At 63.8% G+C, this 26,052-nt stretch carries 28 protein-coding genes and 2 riboswitches; of the genes, 21 read left to right on the top strand and 7 right to left on the bottom strand.

Going from position 1 to position 26,052, the window contains the following annotated elements; all coding sequences use genetic code 11:
* Positions 1–2: 2 nt before the first annotated feature.
* Positions 3–638 carry a HupE/UreJ family protein gene (locus KUG43_RS08360; RefSeq protein WP_216908004.1) on the bottom strand — a complete coding sequence of 212 codons (636 nt, stop codon included), beginning with the start codon at positions 636–638 and terminating at the stop codon, positions 3–5.
* Between the two features lie 27 nt (positions 639–665).
* A riboswitch (cobalamin riboswitch) is annotated at positions 666–830 on the bottom strand.
* Positions 831–880: 50 nt separating this feature from the next.
* A riboswitch (cobalamin riboswitch) is annotated at positions 881–1,039 on the top strand.
* Here KUG43_RS08360 and KUG43_RS08355 point away from each other — a divergent pair.
* Positions 1,023–1,673 carry a HupE/UreJ family protein gene (locus tag KUG43_RS08355; RefSeq protein WP_353617974.1) on the top strand — a complete coding sequence of 217 codons (651 nt, stop codon included), beginning with the start codon at positions 1,023–1,025 and terminating at the stop codon, positions 1,671–1,673. It overlaps the preceding riboswitch by 17 nt.
* A gap of 18 nt (positions 1,674–1,691) precedes the next feature.
* Here the strand turns inward: KUG43_RS08355 and KUG43_RS08350 are convergent, their stop codons facing one another.
* From KUG43_RS08350 to KUG43_RS08330, 5 genes are read right to left on the bottom strand one after another with little or no spacing between them, the layout of a single operon-like run.
* A complete protein-coding gene (locus tag KUG43_RS08350; protein WP_286194559.1) occupies positions 1,692–3,713 on the bottom strand; it encodes an acyltransferase family protein in 2,022 nt (673 codons plus the stop codon).
* Positions 3,714–3,772: 59 nt separating this feature from the next.
* On the bottom strand, positions 3,773–4,759 hold the full coding sequence (locus tag KUG43_RS08345) for a BadF/BadG/BcrA/BcrD ATPase family protein (RefSeq protein WP_216908001.1): 987 nt from the start codon (positions 4,757–4,759) through the stop codon (positions 3,773–3,775).
* Positions 4,756–6,072: an IctB family putative bicarbonate transporter gene (locus KUG43_RS08340; RefSeq protein WP_216907999.1), complete on the bottom strand. Its 1,317-nt coding sequence runs from the start codon at positions 6,070–6,072 to the stop codon at positions 4,756–4,758. The genes KUG43_RS08345 and KUG43_RS08340 overlap by 4 nt, the downstream gene beginning before the upstream one ends.
* Entirely contained in the window at positions 6,072–6,785 is a 714-nt protein-coding gene (locus KUG43_RS08335) for a methyltransferase domain-containing protein (RefSeq protein ID WP_216908105.1), read from the bottom strand. Before KUG43_RS08335 ends, KUG43_RS08340 begins: the two co-directional genes overlap by 1 nt.
* Before the next feature lie 2 nt (positions 6,786–6,787).
* The gene (locus tag KUG43_RS08330) at positions 6,788–8,098 is read right to left on the bottom strand and encodes an FIST signal transduction protein (RefSeq protein ID WP_216907996.1); all 1,311 of its coding nucleotides are present in this window, start codon (positions 8,096–8,098) and stop codon (positions 6,788–6,790) included.
* 60 nt (positions 8,099–8,158) lie between these two features.
* Between KUG43_RS08330 and KUG43_RS08325 the strand changes: the two genes are divergently transcribed.
* The 8 genes from KUG43_RS08325 to KUG43_RS08290 all read left to right on the top strand — a co-directional run bounded on the left by KUG43_RS08325 (position 8,159) and on the right by KUG43_RS08290 (position 13,955).
* Positions 8,159–8,770: a DUF3177 family protein gene (locus tag KUG43_RS08325; protein WP_216907994.1), complete on the top strand. Its 612-nt coding sequence runs from the start codon at positions 8,159–8,161 to the stop codon at positions 8,768–8,770.
* Positions 8,771–8,774: 4 nt separating this feature from the next.
* A complete protein-coding gene (locus KUG43_RS08320; protein WP_216907993.1) occupies positions 8,775–9,116 on the top strand; it encodes a DUF7734 family protein in 342 nt (113 codons plus the stop codon).
* A 21-nt stretch (positions 9,117–9,137) separates the two neighbouring features.
* The gene (locus tag KUG43_RS08315; protein ID WP_502988593.1) at positions 9,138–9,554 is read left to right on the top strand and encodes a VOC family protein; all 417 of its coding nucleotides are present in this window, start codon (positions 9,138–9,140) and stop codon (positions 9,552–9,554) included.
* 51 nt (positions 9,555–9,605) lie between these two features.
* Entirely contained in the window at positions 9,606–10,463 is an 858-nt protein-coding gene (locus KUG43_RS08310; protein ID WP_216907991.1) for a hypothetical protein, read from the top strand.
* A 61-nt stretch (positions 10,464–10,524) separates the two neighbouring features.
* Positions 10,525–11,010: a hypothetical protein gene (locus KUG43_RS08305; RefSeq protein ID WP_216907989.1), complete on the top strand. Its 486-nt coding sequence runs from the start codon at positions 10,525–10,527 to the stop codon at positions 11,008–11,010.
* On the top strand, positions 10,985–11,536 hold the full coding sequence (locus KUG43_RS08300) for a hypothetical protein (protein ID WP_216907987.1): 552 nt from the start codon (positions 10,985–10,987) through the stop codon (positions 11,534–11,536). The genes KUG43_RS08305 and KUG43_RS08300 overlap by 26 nt, the downstream gene beginning before the upstream one ends.
* Before the next feature lie 22 nt (positions 11,537–11,558).
* Positions 11,559–12,509, top strand: a complete 951-nt coding sequence (locus KUG43_RS08295; protein WP_286194547.1) for an aldo/keto reductase — start codon at positions 11,559–11,561, stop codon at positions 12,507–12,509.
* Positions 12,510–12,944: 435 nt separating this feature from the next.
* Positions 12,945–13,955, top strand: a complete 1,011-nt coding sequence (locus KUG43_RS08290) for a pentapeptide repeat-containing protein (protein WP_216907985.1) — start codon at positions 12,945–12,947, stop codon at positions 13,953–13,955.
* 46 nt (positions 13,956–14,001) lie between these two features.
* Here KUG43_RS08290 and KUG43_RS08285 read toward each other — a convergent pair whose 3' ends face one another.
* Positions 14,002–14,682: a TetR/AcrR family transcriptional regulator gene (locus KUG43_RS08285; protein ID WP_216907983.1), complete on the bottom strand. Its 681-nt coding sequence runs from the start codon at positions 14,680–14,682 to the stop codon at positions 14,002–14,004.
* A gap of 118 nt (positions 14,683–14,800) precedes the next feature.
* On the opposite strand from KUG43_RS08285, the gene KUG43_RS08280 reads away from it, so the two are divergent.
* From KUG43_RS08280 to KUG43_RS08225, 12 genes are all read left to right on the top strand, one after another.
* The gene (locus KUG43_RS08280) at positions 14,801–15,520 is read left to right on the top strand and encodes a Coq4 family protein (protein ID WP_216907981.1); all 720 of its coding nucleotides are present in this window, start codon (positions 14,801–14,803) and stop codon (positions 15,518–15,520) included.
* Positions 15,517–16,707, top strand: a complete 1,191-nt coding sequence (locus KUG43_RS08275; protein ID WP_216907980.1) for an MFS transporter — start codon at positions 15,517–15,519, stop codon at positions 16,705–16,707. Before KUG43_RS08280 ends, KUG43_RS08275 begins: the two co-directional genes overlap by 4 nt.
* Positions 16,708–16,965: 258 nt before the next feature.
* A complete protein-coding gene (locus KUG43_RS17320) occupies positions 16,966–17,844 on the top strand; it encodes an FRG domain-containing protein (RefSeq protein ID WP_353617972.1) in 879 nt (292 codons plus the stop codon).
* Between the two features lie 90 nt (positions 17,845–17,934).
* Complete coding sequence (locus tag KUG43_RS08265) at positions 17,935–18,417, top strand: hypothetical protein (protein ID WP_216907977.1); 483 nt, start codon at positions 17,935–17,937, stop codon at positions 18,415–18,417.
* Positions 18,418–19,346: 929 nt separating this feature from the next.
* The gene (locus KUG43_RS08260; protein WP_216907974.1) at positions 19,347–20,183 is read left to right on the top strand and encodes a hypothetical protein; all 837 of its coding nucleotides are present in this window, start codon (positions 19,347–19,349) and stop codon (positions 20,181–20,183) included.
* 262 nt (positions 20,184–20,445) lie between these two features.
* Entirely contained in the window at positions 20,446–21,438 is a 993-nt protein-coding gene (locus tag KUG43_RS08255) for a PD-(D/E)XK nuclease domain-containing protein (RefSeq protein WP_502988592.1), read from the top strand.
* The gene (locus KUG43_RS08250; protein WP_216907970.1) at positions 21,435–22,574 is read left to right on the top strand and encodes a hypothetical protein; all 1,140 of its coding nucleotides are present in this window, start codon (positions 21,435–21,437) and stop codon (positions 22,572–22,574) included. Before KUG43_RS08255 ends, KUG43_RS08250 begins: the two co-directional genes overlap by 4 nt.
* An 11-nt stretch (positions 22,575–22,585) precedes the next feature.
* On the top strand, positions 22,586–23,269 hold the full coding sequence (locus KUG43_RS08245; RefSeq protein WP_216907968.1) for a hypothetical protein: 684 nt from the start codon (positions 22,586–22,588) through the stop codon (positions 23,267–23,269).
* A 303-nt stretch (positions 23,270–23,572) separates the two neighbouring features.
* Complete coding sequence (locus KUG43_RS08240) at positions 23,573–24,658, top strand: M14 family metallopeptidase (RefSeq protein ID WP_216907966.1); 1,086 nt, start codon at positions 23,573–23,575, stop codon at positions 24,656–24,658.
* Positions 24,621–24,902, top strand: a complete 282-nt coding sequence (locus tag KUG43_RS17315; RefSeq protein ID WP_216907964.1) for a ribbon-helix-helix domain-containing protein — start codon at positions 24,621–24,623, stop codon at positions 24,900–24,902. Before KUG43_RS08240 ends, KUG43_RS17315 begins: the two co-directional genes overlap by 38 nt.
* 324 nt (positions 24,903–25,226) lie before the next feature.
* Positions 25,227–25,574, top strand: coding sequence for a type II toxin-antitoxin system PemK/MazF family toxin (locus tag KUG43_RS08230; protein ID WP_216907962.1), 348 nt, complete (start codon positions 25,227–25,229; stop codon positions 25,572–25,574).
* A gap of 74 nt (positions 25,575–25,648) precedes the next feature.
* On the top strand, positions 25,649–26,005 hold the full coding sequence (locus KUG43_RS08225; protein WP_216907960.1) for a hypothetical protein: 357 nt from the start codon (positions 25,649–25,651) through the stop codon (positions 26,003–26,005).
* The last annotated feature ends 47 nt before the right edge of the window (positions 26,006–26,052 follow it).

The raw sequence follows: 26,052 nt of genomic DNA, 5'->3' as shown, positions 1-26,052 counted from the left end.
CCTCAGGCCACCAGGGCCGACCAGGTGAAGGCCAGGCCGATGCCCATCAGCAGGCCGGCGGTGAGGCTCAGCGCACCGCTGGAAGCGTTCTGGCGCCAGCGGCGCACGGCAGTGAGGGCCACCAGCAGCAGCAGGGACTGGCTGACCAGCAGACCGGCCAGATAGAAGCCGATCGGGGCCGGCTCCCAGCCGATCACGGCGCCGCTGAGGGCATAGCCGTGCAGCAGGAAGGCGGGCACCAGCACGGCGGGCGGCAGGCGCCGCGCCAGCACCAGGCCGGTGAGGGCCACCGACAGGGCCACCAGCGGCTCGACCCAGTTGAGGCCCGGCAGGGCCAGCCCCAGGGCATTGCCCACCAGGCCGCAGCCCAGCAGGGCCAGCACCCAGCGGAAGGGCTGGACGATGCCCACCAGGCCGATCGCCAGCAGGAACAGCAGGTGGTCGGGGCCAAGGATCGGGTGGGCCAGGCCGCTCAGCACCCCGGTGAGGACACCGGGCTTCAGTCCGGTGAGATCCATCAGGTGGTGGGCCGAGGCCGGGGCCGCCAGCAGCAGGGGCAGGGCGGCCAGGGCGGCGAGGGCGATGGGCGTGGCGATGGGCCGGATGCCGCGTCGCTCAGCCAGAGAAGGCAGGTTCATGGGAAATCTCCGGTCCTCGCCGGCAGGAAATGGGGTCGAGTGGGGGTGAGCGTTCTGACTGAGGACGCCGGGCCGGGAAGCCTGGTGTCCATCACAGCTGCGGGACAGCGGCGGACTCGGGCAAACCCCTCACCGCCTTTCCTCCTTGCGTCCTCCCCGTGAAGGGAAGGAACCTCCTGGGCGCCATCCTCCCCCCTTCCTGGTCAGAAGCTGCGGTCATCGGGCGGCAACGTCACCGGCTGCGGTCACAATGGGTGGACGGTTCCCGGGATTCACCTCCGGGAGGAAACGAGGAAAGTCCGGTGCACGGCAGGGTTCCCCCCGTCGTCATTCCGGCGCTGTCCCGCAGCTGTGATGGGGTCACCCTCAGCCAGAACGCTCGCCGTGAACCGTTCCTTCCATCCCCGGCGCGGACCGGGCACCTCGATGACCCACTTCTCCGGCCTCCGCTCCTGGACCCTTCTGGGGGGCGCGGCCGCCCTCGGTTTCGTGCTGATCGGCCAGCCGGCCCAGGCCCATGGCCTGGCCCACGGCGGCCTCGGCTACGGCTTCCTCCACCCCATCACCGGCGTCGACCACCTGCTGTTGCTGATCGGTGTCGGGGCGGCGGCGTCCTATCTGTCCGCCCAGCTGCTGCTCTGGGGCCTGGCCGGAGCGGTGCTCGGGGGCCTGGCCGGGGCCATGGGCTTCGCCCTGCCCTTCGCCGAGGTGCTGGCTGCCCTGGCGATCTCGGCAGTGGCGCTGTTGATCCTGCGCTCCCACCGGGATGGCCGCAGCCCCGGGCTGGCCTTCGCCGGCACCCTGGTGGCCGGTGCGGTCGCCCTGCACGCCCTGCTGCACGGCGGCGAGGCCCCCGTCGATGGCTCGGCCCTGGGCTGGTGGGCGGGCGCCCTGGCGGCCTCGCTGCTGGTCAGCGGTGGCTCGTTCCTGGCGCTGCGCCGGCTGCCCCTGGTCTGGACGGCCCGTCTGGCCCTGCTGCTGGCCGTTCTCGGCGGCGCCCTGGCCCTGGCACCCGTGGGTCTGCTGGCCCGTTAGGGCATGGGGTTCGCCCGTTCAATGGCCTGGGAAGGATGGCCAGGGCTTTGGATGGGCGAGCATGTCTCTGACGCGGGCTCCGATGGCGCTGGCCCCGATCTGGCTGGCTTGATACGTCAAATGATTGCCATCGGCGTAGACAAGTTGTTCGCCGAGATAGGCGCCACAGGACTCCGTTGTTTCGCAGTATAACTTTCTCAACGAAAGATAGAAGCTGTTTGGATTGTTTTGCAGTGCTCTCTTGGAGGCTCTGTCCAGTTCGGCCTGTTCCTTGTTGATGCTGGCGAGAGACTGTTTGCATGAGGCGGGAGGGAGGGGCCTCCAGGGGCTTCTGACGCAGAAAAGTGGGTTGCTGGTCTTGAGTTCACCAACGTCATCCAGAAGCAGAAGATAGGCATGTCGCTGCGCCGTCTTCAGGGCCAATCGTTCAAGCGCCTCCGCCTGATGCGGAAAACGCCGCTTCTCTTCCCAGCGATGGCCAACGATCAACAGATCACCCGCCTGCACAACGTTGGCCAGCATCCCATCGACCAGGTCCACGTAATCGGCGCAGTTGACAAGGCCAGAGAGTTCATGAATGCCGATATCACGCTTGTCGATCACGCCGCAGGCCCAACCCACATTGAAGTTCCTTACATCCATGTCCGGAAGGGCCCTGACGATCGCGTTGACGTAGTGCCCGGTATGGGAGTCGCCCAGGATGATCACCTTCGGCTTCACGATGCTGCTGGCTCCGTTCCCTAGGCAGCGATCGAACAGTTCGCGTGTCACCTGGTTCCCGGCGGAGCACATGGACTGTTGGTCCTGGCCTGGTTTGGCTTCAACGGTGTCGTGGTTATTGGTGAACAGTGCGGGCGAATAGCGGCGATCCAGCGACAGGAATCCCGCCGCACTGGCCATTCCAGCCATCAGCCCGGCAGCCCCCAGCAGGGCTGCGCCGCCATAGGCGATGGTTGCCCAGGCCCGCTTCGACCAGCGCGCACGGCGCAGGGGCCGCTCCAGCCAACGGTGGCTGGCCATCGCCAGGACCAGCATCAGGGCCACCTGGAAGGGGGCCGTCCAGACGTGGATCCCGATGGTCCATCGGCTCAGGCAGAGGACCGTCCAATGCCAGAGGTAGAGCGAATAGGAGATCAGGCCCAGGCTCACCAGCGCCGGTCGGCAGAGCAGGGCCTGGCCGGCCGTATCGGCCCGCAGGCTGGCGATCAGCAGGCAGCTCAGTAGAACCACGATCGTGGTGACCCGCACGGTGGTGTAGGGGAGGTGGGCGCTGAACAGGGTCGCCACCAAGAGGCCCAGAACCGGCAAGGGGGGGAGGCGTTGGAGCAGAGCCTTCAGGCGAGCGCGCTGCAGCAGCAGAAAGATCAGGCAGCCGGCTGCGAGTTCCCAGAAGCGGGCTGGCATCAGGTAGAAGGCGCTGGCCGGCTGTTCGTGGCCGTTCAGCCAGTGGAACGCCAGCCAGGACATCACGGCCAGCGGGGCGATGAGCAGGAAAAGTCTCCTGCCCCCCCCGATCCGGGGCCTGCCGAAGCCGCTGAACCAGATGAGGAATGGAAAAACCAGGTAAAACTGCTCCTCCACGCCAAGCGACCAGGTATGGGTGAAGATGTTGAGGTCGGTGGATTCGGCGAAGTAATCGACGGCTTGGTGCAGCAGAAAGAGGTTGGACAGGCCAAACAGAGATGCTGTACCGGTCCGCAGTGAAACGCCCGGATCCGGATCAAAGAGACAGATCAGAAAGGCGCTGATGAGCACGAAGACGATCAGTGCCGGCAGCAGCCTCTTCACCCTCCTGGCATAGAACCGCAGAAAGAAGTCGGCGAAAGATTCCTTGGCGTGGGTGGCCAGGGAGGAGGTGATCACAAATCCTGAGATCACGAAGAAGATATCGACGCCCAGATAGCCGCTCGGGAGTAAACGGTCGTTGAAGTGGTTGATGATCACGGCGACGATCGCCACGGCCCTCAGGCCATCAATGTCCGGTCGATAACGGCTGGCGGTGTTCTCTTCTGGTCGAGACGTCTCGCTGGCACTCACCATTCCCGCTTGAAGAGAATTCATGCATGAAGAGTGTTGCATGAAGGTTCTGGACTTCTGCTTCAGCCCCGGGCGGTCAGCTCCACCGCCATGGCCAGTGCCCCCTGGCAGGCATCACCGGCCGCCGACATCAACCGGCTGCCGGGCAGGACCACCGCCAGCCGGGAGGTGAAGGGGCGTCGCAACTGTTCCAGGTGGTGCAGCGCCCCGCCCATCGGGCACACCGCCGGCCCCAGCAGATCCAGGCCCCGGGCCACCCCCGCTGCCATGGCCGCCAGCGCATCAGCGTTGCGCTCCATCACCGCGATGGCCTCCGCTTCCCCTGCACTGGCTTGCTGATCCACCACCGGCGCCAGCCGGGCGAAGCCGGCGGGGCCGAAGCTGGCCGCCACCACCAGCGCCTTGAGCCGCTGCGCTGAACCCGGATCGTCCGGGTCCAGATCCAGGGCAGCCCACAGGGCCCGCCGCAGGGGGGTGTCGGGGGCGCGGCCGTCGGCCATCTGCAGGCTGAGGGCCAGGCCGTCGCGGCCGATGTCCATGGCGGAGCCGGCCCCATCCAGCAGCCAGCCCCAGCCGCCGCAGCGGTGCTCGCGCCCCTGGCCGTCGCGGCCGACGGCAATGGTGCCGGTGCCGCTGATCACCACGAGTCCGGCGCCGTCAGGGAAGGCCCCGCGCAGGGCGGTGCGCTCATCGCCGGTGACCAGCACCCGCTCCAGGGGCAGTCCCAGGGCCTCGGCTGCCAACGCCTGGCCGTGGGCCTGTACCGGCGAGCCCAGCTCGATGCCGCTGGCCCCCACGGCGGCCGCCACCAGGACGGCCGTGCCGGCGGGCTCGCCGGCGTCGACGAGATGGGCCCGGGCCCGCACCAGGCTCTCGCGCAAGGCGGCCTCGAAACGTTCAGGACCCTCCGGGGCCGCCAGGTGGCACACACCGGGGCCGTCGCCTTCGCCGATCACCCGGACCGGAGTGGGCGCCAGGCCATCGCCGGCCAGGGCCAGTCGGCAGGTGGTGTGGGTCTGGCCGGCATCGAAGCCGGCGATCAGCTTCACGGCAGGGAATCCGCCGGCCGGGCGGCGGCGGCCAGGGTGGCCAGGCTGAACAGGGCGATGAGCTGCACCTCCGGCCGGAAGAAGATCGTGTCGGTGAGGCCCTGAACCCCCAGGCCTGCGAACACGGCCACCGCTGCCAGGCAGGGCAGGGCGAGGGGGGCGCTGCTGCGCCACTGGCCCAGGCCCACCTTGACGGCGCTCAGCAGCAGGCCCAGCCCCGCCAGCAGCCCCGGAATGCCGGCCTCCACGAGCAGCTCCAGGGGGATGGAGTAGGCGCTGAGGGCATTGAACTTGGGCTGCTGGTACAGGGGATAGATGAGGTTGAAGGCGCTGTTGCCCGGCCCGATGCCGATCCAGGGGCGGTCCTGGATCATCGCCAGGGCGGAGGTCCAGACGTTCATGCGGAAGTTGTTGGAGCTGTCCTCCCGGCCCGCCACCAGGCTCATCACCCGCACCCGCAGGGGCTCCACCTGGGTGACCAGCAGAACCAGCAGCACGGTGGCGCCCACCAGGAGCAGCAGGGGGAACAGGCGCCGCCACAACGGCGGCCAGTCGCGGGTCTGCCGCAGCACCAGCAGCAGGCCCAACAGGCCGAGGGAGGCCACCATGCCCATCCAGGCGCCGCGGCTGTAGGTGAGCACCAGGGCCACCAGGCCCAGCACCAGGCTGGCCAGGGCGAACAGGCGCCGGCCCCGGCCCTGCCAGCGCAGAAGGGCCACCACGGCCAGGGGCAGGATCGGCAGCAGGTAGCCCCCCAGCAGGTTGGGGTTCTCCAGGGTGCTGTAGATGCGCACCGTGCCTTCGGCCACCGAGTTGTTGTCCGACCAGCGGGCCAGGGCCCCGGGGGCTTCGTAGAGCTGACGGATGCCGATCACGCTGGTGACCAGTTCACCGGCCAGCAGGGCGCCGACGAGCCGGTCCCACCACACCGGGGCGGTGGCCAGCAGCTGGCGCATCAGGGCGTAGACGCTCAGGTAGCTGAGCAGCTTGAACAGCCCCACCAGGGCGGCCTTGGGCACCGGCGAGAAGCCGGTGGCCACCACGGCCACCGCGATCACCAGCAGCAGCCAGAGGTTGATGGCGCCGAGGCGACCCGGCGGGGTGCGCAGGGCCCAGACCACCCAGAGGAGGGCGGAGGCGGCGATCAGCAGGCTGAGGCCTGCCCGGGTCACCAGGGGCAGGCCGGCCATCAGGGCGCAGAGGATCCAGCCCGCCAGCAGGGGCAGATGGGCGCCGAGACGGCCGGCGGGAAGCCCGGCCAGCAGCCCCTGCCAGCGCAGCAGCAGGGGCACGGGAGCTGGGGCAGGCACCATCAATCCGCTTCAGCGTCGAGGCGATTATCGGTGCCGCTGGCGGTGGGCTCCAGCTGGGCTTCCAGATCGGCCAGCGGCGGCAGGGGGGCGGTGTTGCGGCGGTAGAGGCTGCGGTGCACCGGCAGGCCCCCCGCCAGCACCTGACCTTCCCGTTCGGTGGCCACCGGCAGGGGATTCACCTCGGGGCCGCACTCCTCGGGCCCGGCGGCCTCGAAGGCGCCGCTGGCCTCCACCAGCTGCCGCATCGGGGCGATCAGGGCTTCCACATCGCTCTGCAGGAACAGGCGGCGGCCGGGAGCCAGGGCCGCGGCGATCGCCAGCAGCAGGGCGGGCTGCAGCACCCGGCGTTTGCGGTGGCGCAGCTTGAACCAGGGATCGGGGAACTGCAGCGTGACCAGCTCCAGCTGCCCGGCGGGAAGCAGCGCCAGCCACTCCGGCAGGTTGACGTTGGCGTTGCCGTAGAGGAAGCGCAGGTTGGACAGCCCCTGGCGGCGGCGGTCGTCCTCGGCGGCCTCCACCAGGGTCCGGCGGATCTCCAGGCCCAGGTGGTTGCGCTGCGGCGCCAGGGGGGCCATGGCCAGCAGAAAACGGCCCCGGGCGGAGCCGATGTCGAGGTTGAGGGGCAGGGAGGGATCGGCGAACAGCTCGATCAGCGGCGGCAGGGGCCGTGCCAGCTGGTGGATCCGGCTGAGGGGATTGACGTGCTGACGCACCATCAGAGCGCTGTGGCGGTGCCCCCGGGCGGCTCGTTCGGCACCAGGAAGCCCCAGCTGGCGGTGTAGCCGTGCAGGTGGGTGGTGCCGCCCACCGGGCCGATCTCGCCGTTGCAGAACAGGCCGGCGATCGGCACGGTGCCGAACACCTCCCGGCAGAGGTTCACGTCGCCGTCGGCCTCGCCGTAGAGGCCTTCGCCCCGGCCCAGGCAGGCGAACAGGAAGGCGGCCAGGGGCTCGCTGCGCCGCCGGGCCTGGCCGGCCAGCAGCTGGCGGGATTCGTCCCGGGAGGCATCGGCATCGCGGAGCTGGAACTGCACCTTCTGGCCCACCCGCATCCGTTCGCCCACCGCCACCGCCCCGTTGCGGGGGTCGACGCCGATCAGGTTGCGCACCAGGAAGGAGCCCGGCGCCTCCGCCACGGGGGTGAGGTCGGCGGTGGGGAGGCTGAAGTCGCTGCGGCCGACGCCGAGGAACAGGGAATGCTTCACCTGCTCCCGCTCGGCGGGGGTGAGGTCGGTGAGGATCGACTGCAACGCCGCCACCGGGCTGTTGCGGGTGCTGCCGCAGCTCACCTCGATCACCACGTTGCGCTGGGCCTGCTCCACCTCCAGCACCGGGCCGATCGGCCGGCAGCCCTGGGCCACCAGCGGATCGAGCCGCCAGGAGCCGCTGATCAGGCAGCCCACCGCGCCGGTGCGGACGGTGTCAGCGGGGTCGCTGTCACCGCTGCCGAAGAGAAGCGAGCCGTGGGCGGCGCTGTGGGGGCCGGCGATGCCGCCCACCTTGGTGGTGTTGGGGTAGGCGTAATCCAGGCCGCTGATCAGGTCGTTGATGGCGGTGCCGGTGGGGTCGAGCAGCAGCAGCATCGACTGGCCCTCCTCCAGTTCGGCCCCCACCCGCTCGCGCCAGGGCTCGGCCGGACCATCGAGGTCGGGCAGGGCGGTGGTGTCGATGGCGAAGGGGCGCAGGCTGGCGCCGGGGAGCCGCAGCAGGGTGACCGCCAGGGCCGGCTGGTGCTCGATTTCATGGGGCGCGCCGGCCGGATCGGTGCCCACCACGCCGCCGCCGACGCAGCCCAGCCAATGGGCGGCGCTGAGCTTCTGCTGCAGCAGGGGCAGCAGGCGGGGCAGGTCGCTGGCGTAGCTGGCGGAGGCGAACACCAGGGCCAGGTCGGCCTCCGGGGCGCCCCGAAGCTGCTCGAACACCTGGTTGACCGCTTCCTGAAGCGAGCTGTCCCGGCCGAGGGCGGTGCGGCACCAGGGGCCACCGGGACGGCGTTGCAACCAGGGAAAGGAGGGGAGGGAACCCATCAACGGACCCTATCGCCTGGGGGGCACACGGATAATGGCGCCTTACCGAACCGAGCGGACGTGCCGGAACAGCTCTATCGCTCCCTGGTCTGGCTCGACGTGCGGCTGGGAATGCTGTTCGCCGTGGGGCTGCCGCTGGTGCTGCTCCTCTGGGCGGCGCTCCGCAAGGAGCAGGCGCTGGTGCGTCTGATGGGCCTGTACTGGAAGGTGGCCAGCCTGCAGCTGATCGCCCTGCTGCTGCTCACCGACAACCGCCCCGCCGGCTTCCTGCTGCTGGTGGTGGCGCCGCTGCTGGTGGTGGTGAGCCTGTGGTTCTGGGTGGATCTCAACGAGGAGCTGGCCGACATGCCCCCCTGGCGGGCCCTGCCCCTCACCCTGCGCATCTGGCGCTGGAGCCTGACCCTGCTGTCGCTGGCAGGGGCCAGCCTGGCCGTCACTGGCCTTCCCTGCATGGGCGGCTCCACCCTGCGCCTCTGCCGGGCCTGGCAGGAGGCGCCCCTGGGGCTGCACGGTGTGGTGGCCAAGGTGTTCGCCTTCGTGTTCGGCGGCGAGTGGACGACGGGGGTGGCCGCCTTCGTGGGCTATGCGGCCCTGGTGGCCTACGCCGTGGGGCTGCTGCAATGGCTGGTGGTGCGCCTGCCGCGGCTGGGCCGGGTGGCCGGCGAGTTCTGAAGCCATGACCGACGCCGCCTCCCCCGCCATCGCCGCCCTGCTGGCTGCCCTGGAGACGATCAGCCGTGGTCGCCCCGACCGGGTGCTGCGCCTGGTGGGCACCCTGCCGGCCCAGGGGGAGGACGAGCCCTTCGAGCTGCTGATCTTCCGGGGCTTCTCCAGCAGCATCACCCACCCCACCGCCTTCGACCCCGACCAGCCGGCCCTGCCCGAGTCGGCCCGCATCACCGCGGCCGAACTGTTGGCCGGGCCCCTCAACCCCAGTGACGAGCGGTGCCTGGCGGGACCGCTGCCGGCGGAGACGTTTCTGGATCCGGGGGCCTGGGAAGGAGCGACCGCGGGCTGACGATTCCGTCAGGATCGATGGATGGCGTTGACGATGGTCATGGAGCCCCATGTCCGATTGGCCCGTCCGGTGACGGATCTGCGCCGCACCGAGGTGATGTATCGCGACGGTCTTGGCCTGATGCGCCTCGACAATTTCGAGGATCACGATGGCTTTGACGGCGTCATGCTTGGGGCGCCGGGAGGTAGTTATCACTTCGAATTCACCTGCTGCCGCCATCATCCTGTCGCCCCAACACCCACCCCGGAAGATTTGGTTGTCTTCTTTGTGCCCGATAGGCAGGAATGGTTGCAGCGTTGCCAGGCTATGGCGTTGGCTGGGTTCAAGTCCGCCGCCTCCTTCAATCCCTACTGGGAGAAGAATGGGCGCACGTTCGCCGACCACGATGGCTATCGCATCGTGTTGCAAGGGGAATCCTGGGACAGCCACGCGGAGTAGCTGGGACAAACCGCGCAGGATCTCGGTAAAGTCATCCCCCGAGAGCCCCTGATGAATTTGTTCCGCTCACCCCTTCGATTCGTTGTTCCCCTGGCCGGTCTGGCCGTTGCGCTCGCCCTACCTTCGGCGGCCCGTGCCGGCAGCTGTGAAGACACCTTCGCGCAGAAGGGCAACCCCCTCTCCGGCATTCGCTTCCACGCCGAAGTCACCGTCGCGGAGTTGTCACCACCGGTGGCAATTCGCCAGCTGCGCGGCATCGCGGCCACCCGGGGTTACGACATCCTCAGCGAAGAGGCTGACGACGGCAGCATGTTGCTGGAGCAGCCGCGATCGGGCTCCGCCCGGCCGTTCCCGATCATCGCCACCGCCCTTGCCGAGCAGGCCGCCGCCCGGGTGAAGCTGGAAGCGAAATTGCCGGCCGGCATGCTGGCGGGGGCTGGTGGAGCCCGCAACGAACTCTGCGCCATGCTCAACGCCATCAAGGGTGGCCCCGACGGCATCGCTGCTGCGGAGCGCGGCGCGGGGGCGGTATCATCGGCGGCGCCGGTGGTCATTGATGCGTTGGTGCTGTCGCAGCAGATCTCGCAGGAAGCCGACACCAACGCCGCGTCGATTCCCTCCCGTTACCAGGGCAAGACCTTCACGATCAAGGGTCGGGTGGCCCACGTCGCCAAGGATGGCGGTTCCTATCGCATCGCCTACGAGATTCCCAATTCCACCAACGATCTGGCCATCCGGTTCGGCAAGTTCCGCTTCCTGACGCAGATCAGTTGCCTGGCCGCCAAGGGCCAGGGCGCCTATGCCCTCTCGCTGAGGACCGGCCAGGGCATCCAGCTGACGGGTCAGTACAAGGACTACGACCCTGCCCGGCACGTCATGTGGTTCGAGGGCTGCCGGCCGGTCGATTGACGGGCGGCTGACAGACAAACCCAGGCGGGCCGGCCATCATGACGGGGCCGGCAGGAGGGCCATGGCCGCCAGGGACCCGATCCGCGACTTCTTCAGCTTCCTGCTGGGGGGCGTGCTCTTCAGCATGGGCGCGTTCCTGTTCTTCAACCAGGTGATGGTCAGCTCTGTGCCGATGGGCCTGGGCCTCCGCTTCGGCCGGCGCGCCGCGGGTGGCTGGGGTGGTGCCGGTGCGGCCTGGGGCGGCGGCTGGGGCGGCGGTTTCGGCTTCTCCCAGGGCCTGGGCGGCGGTTTCGGCCTGCTGCTGATCCCGCTGACGATCGGGGTGTGCCTGCTGTTCGCCCTGCGCAACCAGCGCTGGGGCTGGTTCCTGGTGCTGGCCTCGGTGGCGGCCCTGGCGGTGGGCGTGCTCCAGACCCTGATCATGAGCTTCCAGCCCACCTCTCTCTGGAACCTGCTGACGATGTTCGCCCTGATCGGCAGCGGCGGCGGGCTGATGTTTCGTTCACTGATGGCCTACGACGATGGCAAGGAAAGAGAAGACCGTTGAGGACCTGATCGTCGAGATGGAGCCAGTGCCACCCGGGGGACGGCCACCGGCCCTCCCCCCGGCGTCAAAACCCGCCCGGTTTCCGTTCCTCCAGCGGCTGCTGATGGTGGGCCTGGTGCTGCTGGGCTTCGGCGCCGGCTGGATGGCGGCCGGCCTGCGGGCGTCCCTGGCGGAGAAGCCGGCCGCCGGTGGCAGGGGCGAGAGCCGCCAGGACCTGCTCGCCGATGGCTGGGTGGAATCGGATCAGGGGGTGTTCACCCGCCGCTGCCAGGGGATCTGCCGCAAGCCCCGGCTCTATGGCGGCGGCATCATCGATGTGATGGAAGTCGCCTGCCTGGAGCGTCCCTGCGGGGACATCCAGGCCAAGTTCGATGTGCTCGACGGCATGGGCCAGGTGCTCGACACGGTGACCATCGACCGACCCGGACGGCAGGGGGAACGGCTGCAGCTGCTGATCGAATCGCAAAAGCCGCAGGCCCGCAGCTTCGTCCTGCAGTCATTCACGGCCCGCGCCAGGGTGGAGTGACGCTCGTTTGGGGTTCACCGCCTTGAAGACACTCCGCTTCGAAGACGGCGCTGAGATGCCGATGCTCGGCCTGGGCACCTGGAACGCCCCCCCGGGCGAGGTGGGCGCGGCGGTGACGGCGGCGATCAAGCTCGGCTACCGCCACATCGACTGTGCCGCCATCTACGGCAATGAGGCGGAGATCGGCGAGGCCGTGGCTGGGGCGATCGGCTCGGGCCTGGTGCGGCGCGACGACCTCTGGATCACCTCCAAGCTGTGGAACAACGCCCATGCCCCCGAGGACGTGGCCCCGGCCCTGGAGCGCACCCTGGCCGATCTGCAGCTCGACCACCTCGATCTGTATCTGATCCACTGGCCGGTGGCGTTCCGGCCGGGCGTGGTGATGCCCGAGAGCGCCGAGGATCTGGTGTCTCTCGAGACTCTGCCGATCACGGCCACCTGGGCGGCGATGGAAGCGGCCGTGGAGCGGGGCCTGTGCCGCCACATCGGCGTCAGCAACTTCGGCATGGCCAGCCTCTACAGCCTGCTGGGGCAGGCGCGCATCCGGCCGGCCATGAACCAGGTGGAGCTGCATCCCTATCTGCAGCAGAAGGGGCTGTTCGCCTTCTGCGAGGCCCACGGCGTGCACCTCACGGGCTATTCACCGCTGGGGACCCCGGGCCTGCCCCCCCAGATGCGGCCCCCCGGCCAGCCGGTGCTGCTGGAGGACCCCACCATCACGGCGATCGCCACGCGGCGGGGCCTCACGCCGGCCCAGGTGGTGCTGCGCTGGGCCCTGCAGCGCGGCACCGCCGTGATTCCCAAGTCGGTGTCGCCGGCGCGCCTGGCCGAGAACCTTGCCGCCGCCGAGGGCGAGCTGGCCCAAGAAGATATGGACGCGATGGAGGCCCTCGACCGCAGCCATCGCTTCATCGACGGCTCCTTCTGGGTGAAGGAAGGCGGCCCCTACACCCTGGAGAGCGTCTGGGCCTGATCTCTGTCTACGGGTGGTTTCGGAACCGTGTAACACCGCTGGACATGGGAGGTTGTCGCCAAAGCAATTGCAGCATCAGGGTGCCAGGTAATCAACGCGACCTGGAGGCAGGCGCAGACACGGTCTTTGCACCCTGCGCAACAACCTCTCCATCCCCCGGACAGGGTTCCTGCCTTGGCAAATCTCGCACCGGACTTTACGGATTCCGAATCAGTGCCCCTCACCGCTCGATGCACGGTAGGGTGATCAGAGAACATCGCCTGCATTGTTCCGGGCGTGATGACTGGGCCCATCGGAGGAACATGGAATGGCTGATTGCCGCATCAATCCCTTTGGTTTCTGGCTGGGATCTACGGAGGGCGGGCGCCCGGCCGTAGCGGCAGGTTTGTGGCTCATGGGGAGCTCGGGGTCAATCTCCCTGTGAGGCACTTCTAGATGGACTTTGACTTCAAGAAGGGGCTATCGAATAGCCACATCGTTGTCCTCGTGGTGGTGTCCCTTGGTGTCGCTTTGGTGACATCACTGGGTGCCCAATATGTCATTGAACTGGACCGCACGCAGGCCGGCAACAGGGCACCAACTCCAAAGGACAGCTACGAGATCAGTAAGCTGGACGCCGAAATCCGCCAGATCCGCAGCGATACCGCCGGCAGTCTGTTTGCCCTCAAGGTGATCGCCCTCTTTGTGACCGTGGGCGGTGCCGTTGGCGGCTACCTCATCGGGCAAAGCCGTACAACCCAGGCAAGGATCGGCTTTGAGGACAGAAAGAATGTCGACGACGTCTACCAGTCAATCATCCAGGAGCTGGCAGCCGAGTCGCCGGTTCTGCGCGCTGCCGCTGCGGTGAAGCTTGGCTCGGTATTGAACTCCTTCCCGGCGGAGTGGAACGTCAGCGGCGCCCGCCGTGAGCAGCTCATGCAACTGACCAAGCAGGTTCTGGCGGCGGCCTTGTCCATCGAGACTGACCAGAAGGTGTTGAAGACGCTGACCATCAACTTGATCCTTTACAAAGCCAAACCGGACGACCCTCTGGCTGACGTGCGGGGCATAGACCTCTCAGGAGCGAAGGCCCACGATGCCTATTGGGCTCGTTGCGATTTCAGCTACGCGGATTTTTATGCCGCTGATTTAGCACGAGCTTCATTCCGTAAATCCAAGCTGACGTGTGCCCAGTTTCGGGAAGCTTCGGCCACGAACGCTGTCTTCAATGAGGCCGATTGTACCGAAGCGAACTTCAAGATGGCCGACTTGCGCGGCGCGTCATTTGAGAATGCCACCTTGGATTGCACGAATTTCGAGGGAGCCCGCGTGCATGCCGTCTGCCTCGCCGGAGCAACACTCAACAATCTGCCGACCTCCATGGTGGATCTATCGGAGGCAGGGGATGGCAGCCAATTGGTGCCGATCAGCCAATGGCTTGGCACGACAGTCCAGGCCTTGCCCTAGCCCCCACCCCCATGGGTGCGCCAAGGGAGGGTGATGGGACCCCCCATCAGGGGTCCAGTGCCTGGGAGAGCTGGTGGGGTGAGCACGCCGCGGTGAGCCGCCGGCGCAGGTAGGCGATGGCGAGGTCGCCGCATTCGGCCACCAGCCGGTCGCGGCGGCCCTGCTCCTGGGTGGCCGCCAGCCAGAGCAGGTGGCCGACGGTCTTGACCAGCACGTAGGCGATCAGGTGGCCCTCCTCCGAGCTGAGGTGGCTGCCCTCGGCGGCGGCCTTTTCGACGATCAGGCCGCTCCAGTCGTTGATCAGCCGGACGTCGGCCTCCTCCTCGATGGCCAGCAGCTCGGGGGTGGCGCTCTGCACATCCAGGAAGATGGCCGGGTAGCCGGGGTGGTCGCGGAAGAAGCGATCGGTGAGGGCCACGGCGGCGGTGATCGAGGCCTCCAGGGAGAGGCAGCGGCCGTCCCCCCGGTCGAAGAAGGCCGTGAGCAGCCCGTGCAGCTGCTCGGTGTAGAGCTGGGCGAGGCTGCGCAGGATTGCCCCCTTGTCGGGGAAGAACTGGTAGAGGGAGCCGATCGGCACGCCGGCTTTGGCGGCGATGGCGTTGGTGGTGGTGCTGCCGACGCCGCCTGCCACGAACAGCTCCTCGGCCGCCGCCAGGATCCGCCGCACCCGTTTCTGGCTGCGGGCCTGGCGGGGCTGACGGCGCAGGGGCGAGGGCTCGTCGGCCATGGCGGGAAGCGGCAGACCGGGAAAACCTGAGCAATCCTCGCATCCCATTGACAAAGGCGAGGGACGCTCATATTTTCTTGGACGTGAGGACTGCTCACGTTCTTTCGCGACCTTCCCGATGACCTCCACCGTTTTCCGCCCCACCCCCGCAACCACCGCTGTGCCGTTCGAGGCCCAGGAGTTGCCGCCCCAGCTGTTCCGCGTCCTCGGCACCTTCGTGGCCATGAGCGGCGGCGACACCGACCTCGAGCTGGTGGGGGCCCTGGCCGACGCCCTGCTGGAGACGCCCTCCTATGCCCTGATGGCCGAGCAGCTGCGCCGCGATCCGGCCTGCGCCGCGTTGATCGAGGCGCGCTGGATCCCCCCGGCCCACGACCTGGCGCAGCTGGCCGCCCTGCCCGAGGGCAGCCTCGGCCAGGCCTACGCGGCGTCGCTGGCACGGCTGGGCTACGACCCCAACCTGCACGCCGGCATGGCGCCAGGAAGTGATGCGGCCTACGTGGAGCTGCGGCTCAGCCAGACCCACGACCTCTGGCACGTGGTCACCGGCTTCGACACCACGGTGACGGGCGAGATCGGCCTGCAGGCCTTCCATCTCACCCAGTTCCCCTACCCCCTGGGGGCCGTGCTCACGGCCCAGGCCCTGGTGTCGGCCACCCTCGGGGCCCCCGAACTGCTGCCGGAGCTGGTGGAGACGATCCGCACCGGGCTGCAGATGGGCCTGGAGGCCAGGCCCCTGTTCGCCCAGCGCTGGGAGGAGGGCTGGGAGCGGCCGCTGCACGAGTGGCGCGAGGCGCTGCAGCTGCGTCCGTTTGCCGAGCGGGTGGGGCAGCTGTGAGCGGCTCCCTGCTGCGGCGGCCGGGCTTCCGCTGGCTCTGGCTGGGCCAGACCCTCCTGTTCGCCGGCGTCCAGTTCTGGTTCGTCGCCGTCACCTGGCTGATGCTGCAGCGCACGGGCTCGGGCACCTCCCTGGCCCTGGTGCTGATGGCGGCGGCCCTGCCCCGGGGGCTGCTGCTGCTGCTGGGCGGCGTCCTCAGCGACCGCCATCCGCCCCGGGCGCTGGCGGTGCGGGCCGGCTGGATCCTGGCGACGGCCACCGGGGTGCTCACCCTGCTGGCCAGCCGCGACGCCCTCGACCTGGGCCCGGTGCTGGTGCTGGCCGCCGTGTTCGGGGCGGCGGAAGCCTGCCTCTACCCCGCCGCCCTGGCCCTGCTGCCCCGCCTGCTGGAGGACCGCCATCTCGGCCGGGCCCACGCCTGGCTCCAGGGCAGCGAGCAGATCAGCAACGTGGCCGGCCCCGCCCTGGCGGGGCTGTCCCTCGCTGTGGCCGGGGCGACGGCGGCCCTGGCCTTCGACACCGTGCTGCTGCTGCTGGCCGTGGGCTGCTTCGTGCAGGTGCGGCCCCGCCTGGCCGCGGCGGACACGGCTCCGTCGGGGGGCCTGGGGCAGGGCCTGCGGGAGGGGATCGCCTTCGCCTGGGGCCACGGGGCGATCCGCACGGGCCTGACGCTGATCGCCATGATCAACCTGGCCGTGCTGGGCCCGGTGGTGATCGGCGTGGTGGAGCTGGTGACGCTGCGCTTCGGCCGTGGCGCCGCCAGCTACGGCTGGCTCCAGGCCGCCTACGGCGTGGGCGCCCTGGTGGGGGTCTGGTGGGCCGGCCGGTTCGGCGCCATCGCCCATCCGGGGGGCGCGCTGGGCTGGTTGTCGGCCGGGCTGGGGGCGGGCCTGCTGGGGCTGGCGGTGGCCGGCCAGTGGTGGACGGCGGCCGCCCTGCTGGCGGCGATGGGAATCGGCGGCGGGCTGGTGGGGGTGCTGGCCACGGCCTGGTTGCAGCGGGAGACCCCGGCACCGCTGCAGGGCCGGGTGATGGCCCTGGCCATGCTGGCCGGCGTCGCCTTCGATCCCCTGTCCCAGGCCCTCTCGGGGGTGCTGATCGACATCTCCCTGCCGGGGCTGTTCGTGGTCGCGGGGGGGAGCCTGCTGCTCACCGTGCCGTTTGCTCTGCGCAGTGGGCGGGGGTGAGCGGGCTGGATCTCTTTGCGGGACTTGAACTGCTCAAGGTGGGCAGGTTGACAATACTTGGGTATCGCTGGCTACAGGGGGTTATGGTCCCAGTGAACCACTGCTAGAAAGCGGATTTTGCTCTCGAAGGACTGTGCAGCATCGGGATTTCAGGCCATCCTCCCTGCCGCTCGACAGGTGGTTCTCGTAAAGGGAGAATAAGGGAGGAGTGGTTCTTGGAACCGTCTAATGAGTTGATAGGACTACAAGCCGACCACTATGTCATCTCACCCTTACCCTCTCTCCAAGCTAAATCACGAGTACGGCAGGCATGTCATCGACGCAGAATCAGGCCTTGAGGTGTTTGATGCTCCAACCTCTCACTCTTTGATCCAGGCGGCCGGGTACCTAAAGTACAACTTGGCAAAGACGATCGGGCAGGGGGTTTTCTTCCGTGGTCAATGTCGTCTGTACAAGACGTTGTCACCCAGTTTGCTTCGTGGGGTAAATGATGGTCCGCCCAGTGTTCGGCGAAGGGCACTCCTGGATGCACTACTGTCTTCAATTGAAGTTGAGGCTTCTGCGCTACGTGCGGTAGATCTTGACTGCCGTGAACCCCTCCTACAGCATTACGGCATTCGCACTACTTGGCTTGATGTCGTCGATAACATCTGGATTGCGCTATGGTTCGCCTGCCACACGGCTCGTTCAGTTGGGTTGCCTGAAGAGTATCTTCATTTTGAGAAGCGAATACCTAATCCTCGAGTCAATCAAGAGTACGCTTATGTTCTTCTGCTGGCATCTGCATACTCGACTCCTGTGCACGGAAAGCCAGGCCGCTTCAAGGATGATCGATCCGAGACAATCGACCTACGAACTGCAGTTCCTTCGCACTTTGTCCGCCCGCACGCTCAGCACGGGCTGCTGGTCCGCCGGCTGAGCAATACCGGCCAACCTGTTAGTGATCAGTTAGCGCTTCATGTGGGCACTATCCGAGTACGACTCGAAGCTGCCCTTGACTGGCTTGGCGACGCATCAACGCTAACTACACACTCCCTCTTCCCACCAGCGTTCTATGACTATGGCTATCGAGAACTGCTCAGCGGAGTTAAGCCAGCTGGCAAAGTGCTCGGCTCAATTCATCGCATGCAGGCTTAACCAACACCATGATTGGCCAGGCCACCAACGATCTTCAGTATGGGCTCTACACTTCTTGCTTGCCACTCAGGGCCAGCGTTAGGTGTTGTTATGAGCCCAGAGGCATTTCAAAGATACAAGGAGGTCGTAGGCCAGATCAGCGTAGATTTTCAGTGGATTGAGGAATTGCTGAAGATCGTGATTTCTAGTGGCTATGAGGCCATTCGTCGCACGGCGCCGGCAAAGATCAAATTCAAGCGCACCCGAAGCAACTTAGAGAAAGACTCCCTTGGAAAACTCATAACAAAGTACGAAGAGCTGTATGTCAACGATGTGCTTATCAAAGAACTTCGCTCACTTGCGAGTGAACGGAACTACTGTGCGCACCAATCCTTCATCCTCACGTTAGAGGAACAGACGAGCGAAGAATTGCTAGCCAGAATGAGCATCAGATTTGAAGCAGTTAGGGCTCGTTCGCGCGCGTGTGTCAAAACACTTATGACCGAAACTCGAGACTTCGCAACATTGCTTGAAGAGCCCATTGAAGCCGTCACGAATAGGCATTCTCCGGAATCAAGCGGTGAGACATTATGAAGACTTGGCGATTTAGTGGATAATCACCTGACAAGTCAATGTAGCAGACGCCTCCGCGTGGCTTGCTCCGGCGCATTAGGCTTCTTTGCCACAAGAGTGAATCATGTCGGACTCGAAAGCCCCCAGCATTAGCGGGCTTATCTACTAATTTGATTAAGTGGGATAGTTGGCCTTGCTTGATGAGTGTGAGCAGCATTAGTCCAAGTGCGCTGAAGGGCAACAGATCCGCAATCGTCAACAAATTCTGGAAGGCAATCTCATTTGTGAAAACACCGAACGTGGCGAGCGAGGGCGAAATGTTGGATAGTCGTGAGGCGTTAGCGGCTGCTACAGCCCGATTCTTTGAGCTGCACTGGCCCAAAGGGGATGGCGAAGCAGCGCCCCGCTGGTGGCTCCCACTTTGGTCGCTCACGAGTCCTGGACCTATACCGAACCATGATAACAGGGCTGCTACGCTATTTTTGAGCAGAACGCATTGGTCTACATCGGGCTCGCAGCTTCATCGGGTGCAGGAAGATATGTCGGCCACGGCATCGGGAGTCGCCTGTACAAACATGTTCTGTGCATCGACTGGGATAGATCTGCTCAATCCGTGCGCCACTATAAGCCAAAAGAACGCTGGAAATCGGCATCACACGGTACTACTATTGCGTTTCCCGACAGGCTCTCCTACCTCGCGCCAGCTCTTGAAATGTATCTCATCCGGCATTTCTCCTCGGTTCCGGGCCTACAAAACAAGGTCAGCCGGGCAAGGCCTAACATGACGTCCAAGCCGATGCCGCCTCGGGGAGCTGCTTAACTCAGACATCATGCGCATCTAAGCCCTGTGCCATCTGATTTATCCAAGCTACGCTTAGCCAGACCCTGATAAAGAGCAAGCGATTGTGAGTTCAAAGATAAATCTAGATCTCCGAAGCTACTCAAAGGGCTTGTTCGCCAAAGCAGTCAGCCTTCTTGCCCCTGGCCAGTGCGACGACTTTTCGGTAATTAGCGGAAGCATTCTACTCATTGTTGCTCTTGAAAAGCTGGCCAAGAGTGTCATCCAACTCAGGAATCCTCTAATGATTCTCTACGAGAAAGTGTCATTTGAGGAACTTTTGGCTCAGGAGAATGGTGAGGGCTTTGACAACAGGAATACAATCTCATTTGAGTTGGCGCTCAATCGAATCATTAAGCTTTATCCAGCACTTTCTGCCTTCCAGCGAGACATAAAAGCTGTTATTGAAGATAGGAACCTTCTGATGCATAACTATGGCTACTTAGAAATAGCACGTCTTGAGAGAAATGTACAGGTGAGAGTAGCTGACTTTGCTGAGGCTTTGTGCAATGATTGTCTCCGCGAACCGCCAGGGCAGGTAATTGGTCAAGATGCATGGATGCTTCTCCAAAAAAATAGAGATGCCTATCGCAATGCTGAGAGTCTTGAACTTGAGCAACGCATTGCGCATCTTCAAAGGCTGCACACCCAGGGGCAGCCACTTCCATGCCAAAAGATTGACATCAATCCTGAACATAAGCAATTATGCATGATCTGCCCAGTGTGCACCCAAGCGGCATCCGTCCTTTTTGATATCGACTGGGATGTAGATGTGGATCATAGAGAAGGAGTCATTCTAGGCGTCTATGCAGAAGCAACTGCTGTTGCCCTAACTTGTGGATGCGGCTTTACATTGTCGACTCATGAAGAAGTGAAATGCCTGCTGGGCAACAAGGAGGAAGAAATGTGTGAACTTGTTATTTGCAATCTCATGGATGAGCGTGAGTAGAACTGCTTCTAGGCAATGATGTTCGCATAGCACTCACGTCGAGTAGACAGGCCGCTAAATCCGATGAGATGTCTACTTGAAGCCTCATGCCTGCCATTCATGGGTTGGGTTGGAAGGGATTGAACCAACTATTGGCTTCAGGTGCTTTCTGCCACCACCCCATCGTGCACTAGACGCTCCTTTGACGAATGGTCTTGCATGATGCACGCCGGTGCGCTATTTCTGTGTTTGCAGTTCGAGATCGACAGCTCGTAGCCTTCAAATGTCGGAAACCATAAACATTTCCGCCATGGCGGAGCGAGTTCACAGCGACTGCTTAGTCGAATTCGGATGGAAGGCTACGGGGCCGCGCGATCAAAACTGGGAATGTGTTGATCAAACACATGACAAGCTTACGCACCCTTCTGACGTAGTCTTTCACTATTCTAATCCCTATGCTGAGGCCGATGTCCGAACCTACGTGACTACGGATCTGAAGAGCTATGCAGCTGGCTCTCTTACTAAGGCAAGTTTGCGGACCGCCATCAAAAGCTTACTTCTTGCAACTGAATGTGCCAATCTCTCTGGAGAGTTCCAGCGGCGATACGTAGAGCCAGGCATTAACTGCGAAGTAGTTGGGTTATTGTTTATATACAACCACGACGCAAACTATGATAAGAATTTCCGCGCCACCCTTGCCCAGGCTATGGAAGGAGTATCACATGAACTTAGGCGGGGCCGAAGGGTATTCGTAATGGGGCCAGAAGATGTCCTGTACATAAACAATCTGGCTCATGACATGAAAATGCAGCGAGGAGTCCAACGCTATCCGTTATCAAGCGAAGACCTAGAGTTCTTCTACCCGGACTTGGTGAGAGTGAAGGCACGAAAAAGTGAAAATCGTGCGGCTACCCTTGAAATGCTTCTTAGCCCTTACCAGATCGTTCGATACCAGATGCCAAATGGCAGAAGCATTGAGACCAAGTATACTGTCTACTATAGAGGGCCGGGCGCCGACTTTCGAGAGTTTATCTATCTTATCGATGGTCTTTTCCGATTTCAAATTCTTCAGCACGCTGATGAGGTCACTGTCTGTATTGCGCGCCCTGACAAGGAAGCCGCAGCACAATTTAGCCAAGCCGTCGATACGTACGTTTCGCAACAGTTCCATGGTGTCAAAGAGATGAGGCAGAGACTTGAGATTATTAAGTATCGAGCCCTATCCGGCATTGTCCCACAGTTCAGCGAGGTTGAAATTGGGATGGGGGAACGTTGACTACATCTAAGCCCTTATACTTCGCGACAGATGCCGACATTTTTGATCTCATTGAGCCAGAGATCAAGCGGTTTAGCAAGACCCGCCTTCTAGAACTTGCCCTCAGAAGAGGCATAATCCTTTCACCCGCAGAAGATAGGGTAGACATTATTCAGTTTCTCTCGACGCTGCCATTTTCTCAAAGTCAGCTGCAGGATCTATGCGATCAGATTGAATCTCCAGGGAGGGCGCAACGCACAACGTCAGTACGAATCAATACTAGTGCTCATGCGAACACTTTCGCTGACACGATCACAGATCTGCAGAAGGCAAGGACAGATAAGGACGAACAATGGTTGGTCACCAAAAAGGATGACTGCTTGGAAATCAAAGTTGGCTACACAGAACTCAATCACCGAAAGTCTTCATTGAGGCAGCGCACAGAAAATGAGGTTACACTCCAGGTTGAGCCGACATCGACTGGCGAGTATACAATTCGGCATACCGCGAATCCCAAGGCGAAGGAAATCGCCGAGAAGTTAGTCCAGAAACTTGAAAGTAGATCGGCAACCCCCATTCCGATCATCCCGATCTCACTGTCTGGAATCGTAGACCGAGGTGCGCGTACAAAGTTCTGGGTCGAGCTAATTAAGCAGACTCAGGGACTCGTACCGTATAGCGTGACCAAGGTTGGCGTTTGCCGAGATATGGCATCGACTCCATTGGGAGCCGATGCCGGTGAAGAGGACTCAGAGGAAGACTCCGAAAGTGCTGAGGAACTTCTCACGGCAGGTCTTATACACAAGGCTGTTTTCGAAGGTGATGAAGTCTTCGAGAGTGCCGAGTTTCAGAACACTCAGACTGCCTTCTTCGTCTATAAGGCCTCATGGTTGGCAGATTCAACTTCTGGTGATCGGTTTGAGATCGAAGCTCAGTTTCGGGATTCAGCCGCAGCACACCAGTTCGTTTATATTGTGAAAAACGTGTTGCGGAAGAAGGAGAGTGGTGGATTCTACAAGACATCGCAACGTCCGTCAGCTGGTGAAATTCGTGAGTTGAGTCGAGCCCTTGAGGATTCGGCTCACCTGATCGCAGCCAAACTTGAGCACGCCTTCGCCATCCCTGTGCCGAACACAGTGGATATGGTTGGTGTATAGGAGAAGCTGAAATGAAGCGTCGCTTTAGGTGGTATCTCTTAGCCCTAAAAGATAAGGATATTGACTTTGTGGAAGTTTCAATGAAGATGTTGGCCTTGCCTTACAGCGAAGGTAATCCGACAGGTTTCCGCCTCGAGAAAGTCCATTCAACACGCATCGAAGGCGAATTCGTCGAGGAACTTCATGCCGATGTGGAAGCCGTCTCTCCCCTAGGTGGAGTGTATAAATATTCAACAATTCATTTTAACCTCGTAAAATTTCAACTTATGCGATATCCGTTGGCGCTTCGCCTTACTGACCCTCCACGTAGTTTAAAGGGTTTCTTTTCTGAGTTGCGGGGGCTGATGGGAATGAATCTTGAGACGCCACAAATTGATGTACGAACTTGGTTGAATCAGTGGTCGCGTCGTGAGTTCGATGTTGTGGTCCAAGATGTGTTGCTCTCCGACGTGACCGTAGGACGTGCCACGAGAGCAGCGATACGCTTCAGTGGCCAAGGAGATGTTAGGCAAGACGCAAGCCGTTTTCTCTCTGGAAGAGAGCCTTTGATTTCTTGCGCAACACTTGAGTTTACCGATGGAGACTCAAGGGGTACGTGTGAGATACGCGCAAACTGTTCTGCAGTGGTTAACTCATGGCGACCAATGCAAATTGCAGATGATCTCTGGTCAGCTTTCCTTGAGGCTGTGAAGTAATAGGCATTTTGGCAACCCCCTAGAGTAGACAGCCCTCTGCAGATACCCTGATCATGTTCTAAAGTTCTCGTCTTCCAATCTGGGCAGCGCAGAGAAGCGAATTTGCGATTCCCCTACCGCGTCCCGCGAGTAGGAATGCAGTTGCCATTCTTATGCCGCGGCGGTTGGGTCTAGTGGAGGCTTGCGGAGGCCCACTGTTTCTGCCGGGCTTTGACTTCGATTCCTATCGCTGGTCCGGCATCTACGCGGTGACCCCAACCACGACCACCAGTTTTCATCCCCCACGGCCCCGCACCCTCCCCCATGGCCACCAGCGACTTCTTCCGCCCCGACTACCGCTCGGCCCGTGAGGCGTTCCTGGCCGCCGCCGTTGGCGCCTGCGCCCGGCTCAGCAGCCATGTCCTGCCCGATCACCGCGGCCCGGCTGGCGAGCCGCTCGCCATCGATGCGGCGGCCCTGGGTCCCGCCGAGCCCGAGTCCCTGCTGCTGCTGATTTCCGGTACCCACGGCGTGGAGGGCCTGGCCGGATCCGGTTGCCAGGTGGGCGTTCTGCTGGATGAACTCCACGGCGCCCTGCCGGCCGGCGGCGGGGCGCTGCTGATCCATGCCCTCAACCCCCATGGCTTCGCCTGGCTGCGCCGCGGCAACGAACACAACATCGATCTCAACCGCAACGGCCTCGACTTCCGCGGCCCCCTGCCCGAGAACCCCGCCTACGACGCCCTCCACGACGCCCTGCTGCCCGGCGACTGGGACGGGCCCGAGCGGCAACGGGCCGACGCCCTGCTGGAGACCTTCATCACTGGGCACGGGATGGCCGCCTACCAGGCGGCGCTGCAGCGCGGTCAGTACACCCATCCCACCGGCCTCTTCTACGGCGGCAGCCGCCCCAGCTGGTCGCTGTCCACCCTGGAGACGATCCTCACCGACCACCTGGGCCCGGCATGCCGCCGCCTGGCGGTGATCGACCTGCACACCGGCCTGGGCCCCTGGGGCTACGGGGAGCTGATCGGCAGCGGCAGCTCAGGCGACGACTGGGAGCGGCTGCAGCGTTGGTATGGCCCGGAGGTCACCCGGCCCGGCCAGGGCCCGTCCAGCTCGTCGGTGGTGTCGGGGTCGGTACCGGTGTTTCTGCGCCGAAAGCTCCCTGCGGTGGAGCTCACCGTCCTGGCCCTGGAGTTCGGCACCCGACCGATCGATCAGGTGCTGGCGGCCCTGCGCGCCGATGCCTGGCTGCACGCCGTGCCCGATCGCCCCACCCCCCACCGCGAGTCGATCCGCCGCCAGGTGCGCGACGCCTTCCTGATCGACAGCCCCGCCTGGCGGGCCGCCATCTACGGCCGCTGCGCCGATGTGGTGTTGCGGGCTTGTCGGGGGTTGGGGGGTTGAGCGGGGCGGGGCCCTTGATGCGCAGCTCACCGAGCAGGCCCAACGGCGCCGGCTCAGCAAGTCCGAATTGGTTCGACGCGCGTTGACGGTGTATCTCGAATCCTCAGAGCAGGGCGTGGAGGACGCGGCCCAACCCTCCGCGGCTGATCTGTTGGCCGATCTCGTGGGCTGTTGCGAAGGCGGGCCCGCTGATCTGTCATCCAACCCTGTTTACCTGGCTGATTTCGGAATCAATCCTTCGTGACGGTTTGGCTTGATTCGGGACCTTGGGCTGTGCTGTTGAGCTGTGAGGCTGTGGTTGCTGAGACTTGCTTTCACACCGACAAGATTGGAGCTATGCTGAATGAACGCTGACGTAGGACATTTGAACCATTCCTATGGAAAACACATTTGAGGCTGTCGTTGAAAAAGATGGGCGTATCAGAATCCAGAGTCCTGTCCATCTGAAGGCGGGGGCGAAGGTGTTCGTTTCAGTTCCCGGTGACGACCCTGACTCTGTCATCAGCGGAGTTGTCTTGAGTGAAACGGCCCTGGCGGCCGACTGGCTGAACTCAGAAGAGGAAGCTGCATGGGCCCACCTGCAATAGGGGACGTCGTACTCATCCCTTTTCCCTATTCCGACCTCTCGCAAGCCAAGCGCAGGCCGGCCTTGGTCATTGCAGATGTTGGAATGGGAGACTTTGTGCTGTGTCAGATCACAAGCAAGTCCTACGCAGACAGGCTCGCGATTCCTCTTTCGGACAGTGACTTTGCCGAAGGTGGGCTCAAGCGTGAGAGCTTTGTGCGCATCGGAAAGTTGTTCACTGCGAATTCTTCGATCGTTTCTGGAGTGGCCGGCCGGCTGAATCCTGTGAAAATGTCTGAGGCCTTGGATGTGTTGGTCGAGATCCTGCGTGCAGGTGGCCTTGAGCGGTGACGTGCCTCCGCATCAATGGGGGCAGCCCTGGGCACCGAGGGGACGAGAGTGGATCCTCCCGGTGCCCCTGCCCGATGCGATCCCCCCTGGTGGCCCTGTGTGCCGTTGCCGCTCTGCTGATCCCGCCAATCCCGGCGGCCCAGGCCCAGGCCGCCTGGCAGACCTGCAGCTTCAACGGCCGCGCCGAAGCCTGCCTGGTCGCGGGCGGCTCCACCTCGTTCACGGTCACCTTCCGCTCCGACGGCAAGCAGATCGAGATGGAGAAGGTGGGCGAGCCCTGGACCTGCGGCCAAGGGGATCAGGAGGAATGCGGCAAGTTGCTGATCACCGAGCCCAGCAATGGCCGGACCACCCTGGCCACCTACCGGCAGACCGCCTCCGTCTTCCTGGTGCGCAGTGAGCGGGGCAACACCTACTCGATTCCCTATTGAATTCGGTTGGCCATTGGGCAACGGTCAAGTTCGCCTGCTCGTGGCAG

This window comes from Synechococcus sp. CCY 0621 (genome assembly GCF_019038465.1).
Taxonomy (GTDB): Bacteria; Cyanobacteriota; Cyanobacteriia; order PCC-6307; family Cyanobiaceae; genus Cyanobium.
The sequence above is the reverse complement of the archived record's forward strand: the minus strand, read 5'-3'. Positions and strand labels throughout refer to the sequence as shown.

Excerpts from the sequence above, each read along its gene's own strand:
- KUG43_RS08350 (WP_286194559.1), bottom strand. The coding sequence starts at position 3,713 with ATGGTGAGTGCCAGCGAGACGTCTCGACCAGAAGAGAACACCGCCAGC.
- KUG43_RS08245 (WP_216907968.1), top strand. The coding sequence starts at position 22,586 with ATGAAGCGTCGCTTTAGGTGGTATCTCTTAGCCCTAAAAGATAAGGAT.
- KUG43_RS08315 (WP_502988593.1), top strand. The coding sequence starts at position 9,138 with ATGGCGTTGACGATGGTCATGGAGCCCCATGTCCGATTGGCCCGTCCG.
- KUG43_RS08360 (WP_216908004.1), bottom strand. The coding sequence starts at position 638 with ATGAACCTGCCTTCTCTGGCTGAGCGACGCGGCATCCGGCCCATCGCC.
- KUG43_RS17315 (WP_216907964.1), top strand. The coding sequence starts at position 24,621 with ATGTGGTGTTGCGGGCTTGTCGGGGGTTGGGGGGTTGAGCGGGGCGGG.
- KUG43_RS08240 (WP_216907966.1), top strand. The coding sequence starts at position 23,573 with ATGGCCACCAGCGACTTCTTCCGCCCCGACTACCGCTCGGCCCGTGAG.
- KUG43_RS08290 (WP_216907985.1), top strand. The coding sequence starts at position 12,945 with ATGGACTTTGACTTCAAGAAGGGGCTATCGAATAGCCACATCGTTGTC.
- KUG43_RS08300 (WP_216907987.1), top strand. The coding sequence starts at position 10,985 with ATGGCAAGGAAAGAGAAGACCGTTGAGGACCTGATCGTCGAGATGGAG.
- KUG43_RS08310 (WP_216907991.1), top strand. The coding sequence starts at position 9,606 with ATGAATTTGTTCCGCTCACCCCTTCGATTCGTTGTTCCCCTGGCCGGT.
- KUG43_RS08265 (WP_216907977.1), top strand. The coding sequence starts at position 17,935 with ATGAGCCCAGAGGCATTTCAAAGATACAAGGAGGTCGTAGGCCAGATC.
- KUG43_RS08320 (WP_216907993.1), top strand. The coding sequence starts at position 8,775 with ATGACCGACGCCGCCTCCCCCGCCATCGCCGCCCTGCTGGCTGCCCTG.
- KUG43_RS08280 (WP_216907981.1), top strand. The coding sequence starts at position 14,801 with ATGACCTCCACCGTTTTCCGCCCCACCCCCGCAACCACCGCTGTGCCG.
- KUG43_RS17320 (WP_353617972.1), top strand. The coding sequence starts at position 16,966 with ATGTCATCTCACCCTTACCCTCTCTCCAAGCTAAATCACGAGTACGGC.
- KUG43_RS08330 (WP_216907996.1), bottom strand. The coding sequence starts at position 8,098 with ATGGGTTCCCTCCCCTCCTTTCCCTGGTTGCAACGCCGTCCCGGTGGC.
- KUG43_RS08225 (WP_216907960.1), top strand. The coding sequence starts at position 25,649 with ATGCGATCCCCCCTGGTGGCCCTGTGTGCCGTTGCCGCTCTGCTGATC.
- KUG43_RS08285 (WP_216907983.1), bottom strand. The coding sequence starts at position 14,682 with ATGGCCGACGAGCCCTCGCCCCTGCGCCGTCAGCCCCGCCAGGCCCGC.
- KUG43_RS08305 (WP_216907989.1), top strand. The coding sequence starts at position 10,525 with ATGGCCGCCAGGGACCCGATCCGCGACTTCTTCAGCTTCCTGCTGGGG.
- KUG43_RS08230 (WP_216907962.1), top strand. The coding sequence starts at position 25,227 with ATGGGCCCACCTGCAATAGGGGACGTCGTACTCATCCCTTTTCCCTAT.
- KUG43_RS08255 (WP_502988592.1), top strand. The coding sequence starts at position 20,446 with ATGTCGGAAACCATAAACATTTCCGCCATGGCGGAGCGAGTTCACAGC.
- KUG43_RS08340 (WP_216907999.1), bottom strand. The coding sequence starts at position 6,072 with ATGGTGCCTGCCCCAGCTCCCGTGCCCCTGCTGCTGCGCTGGCAGGGG.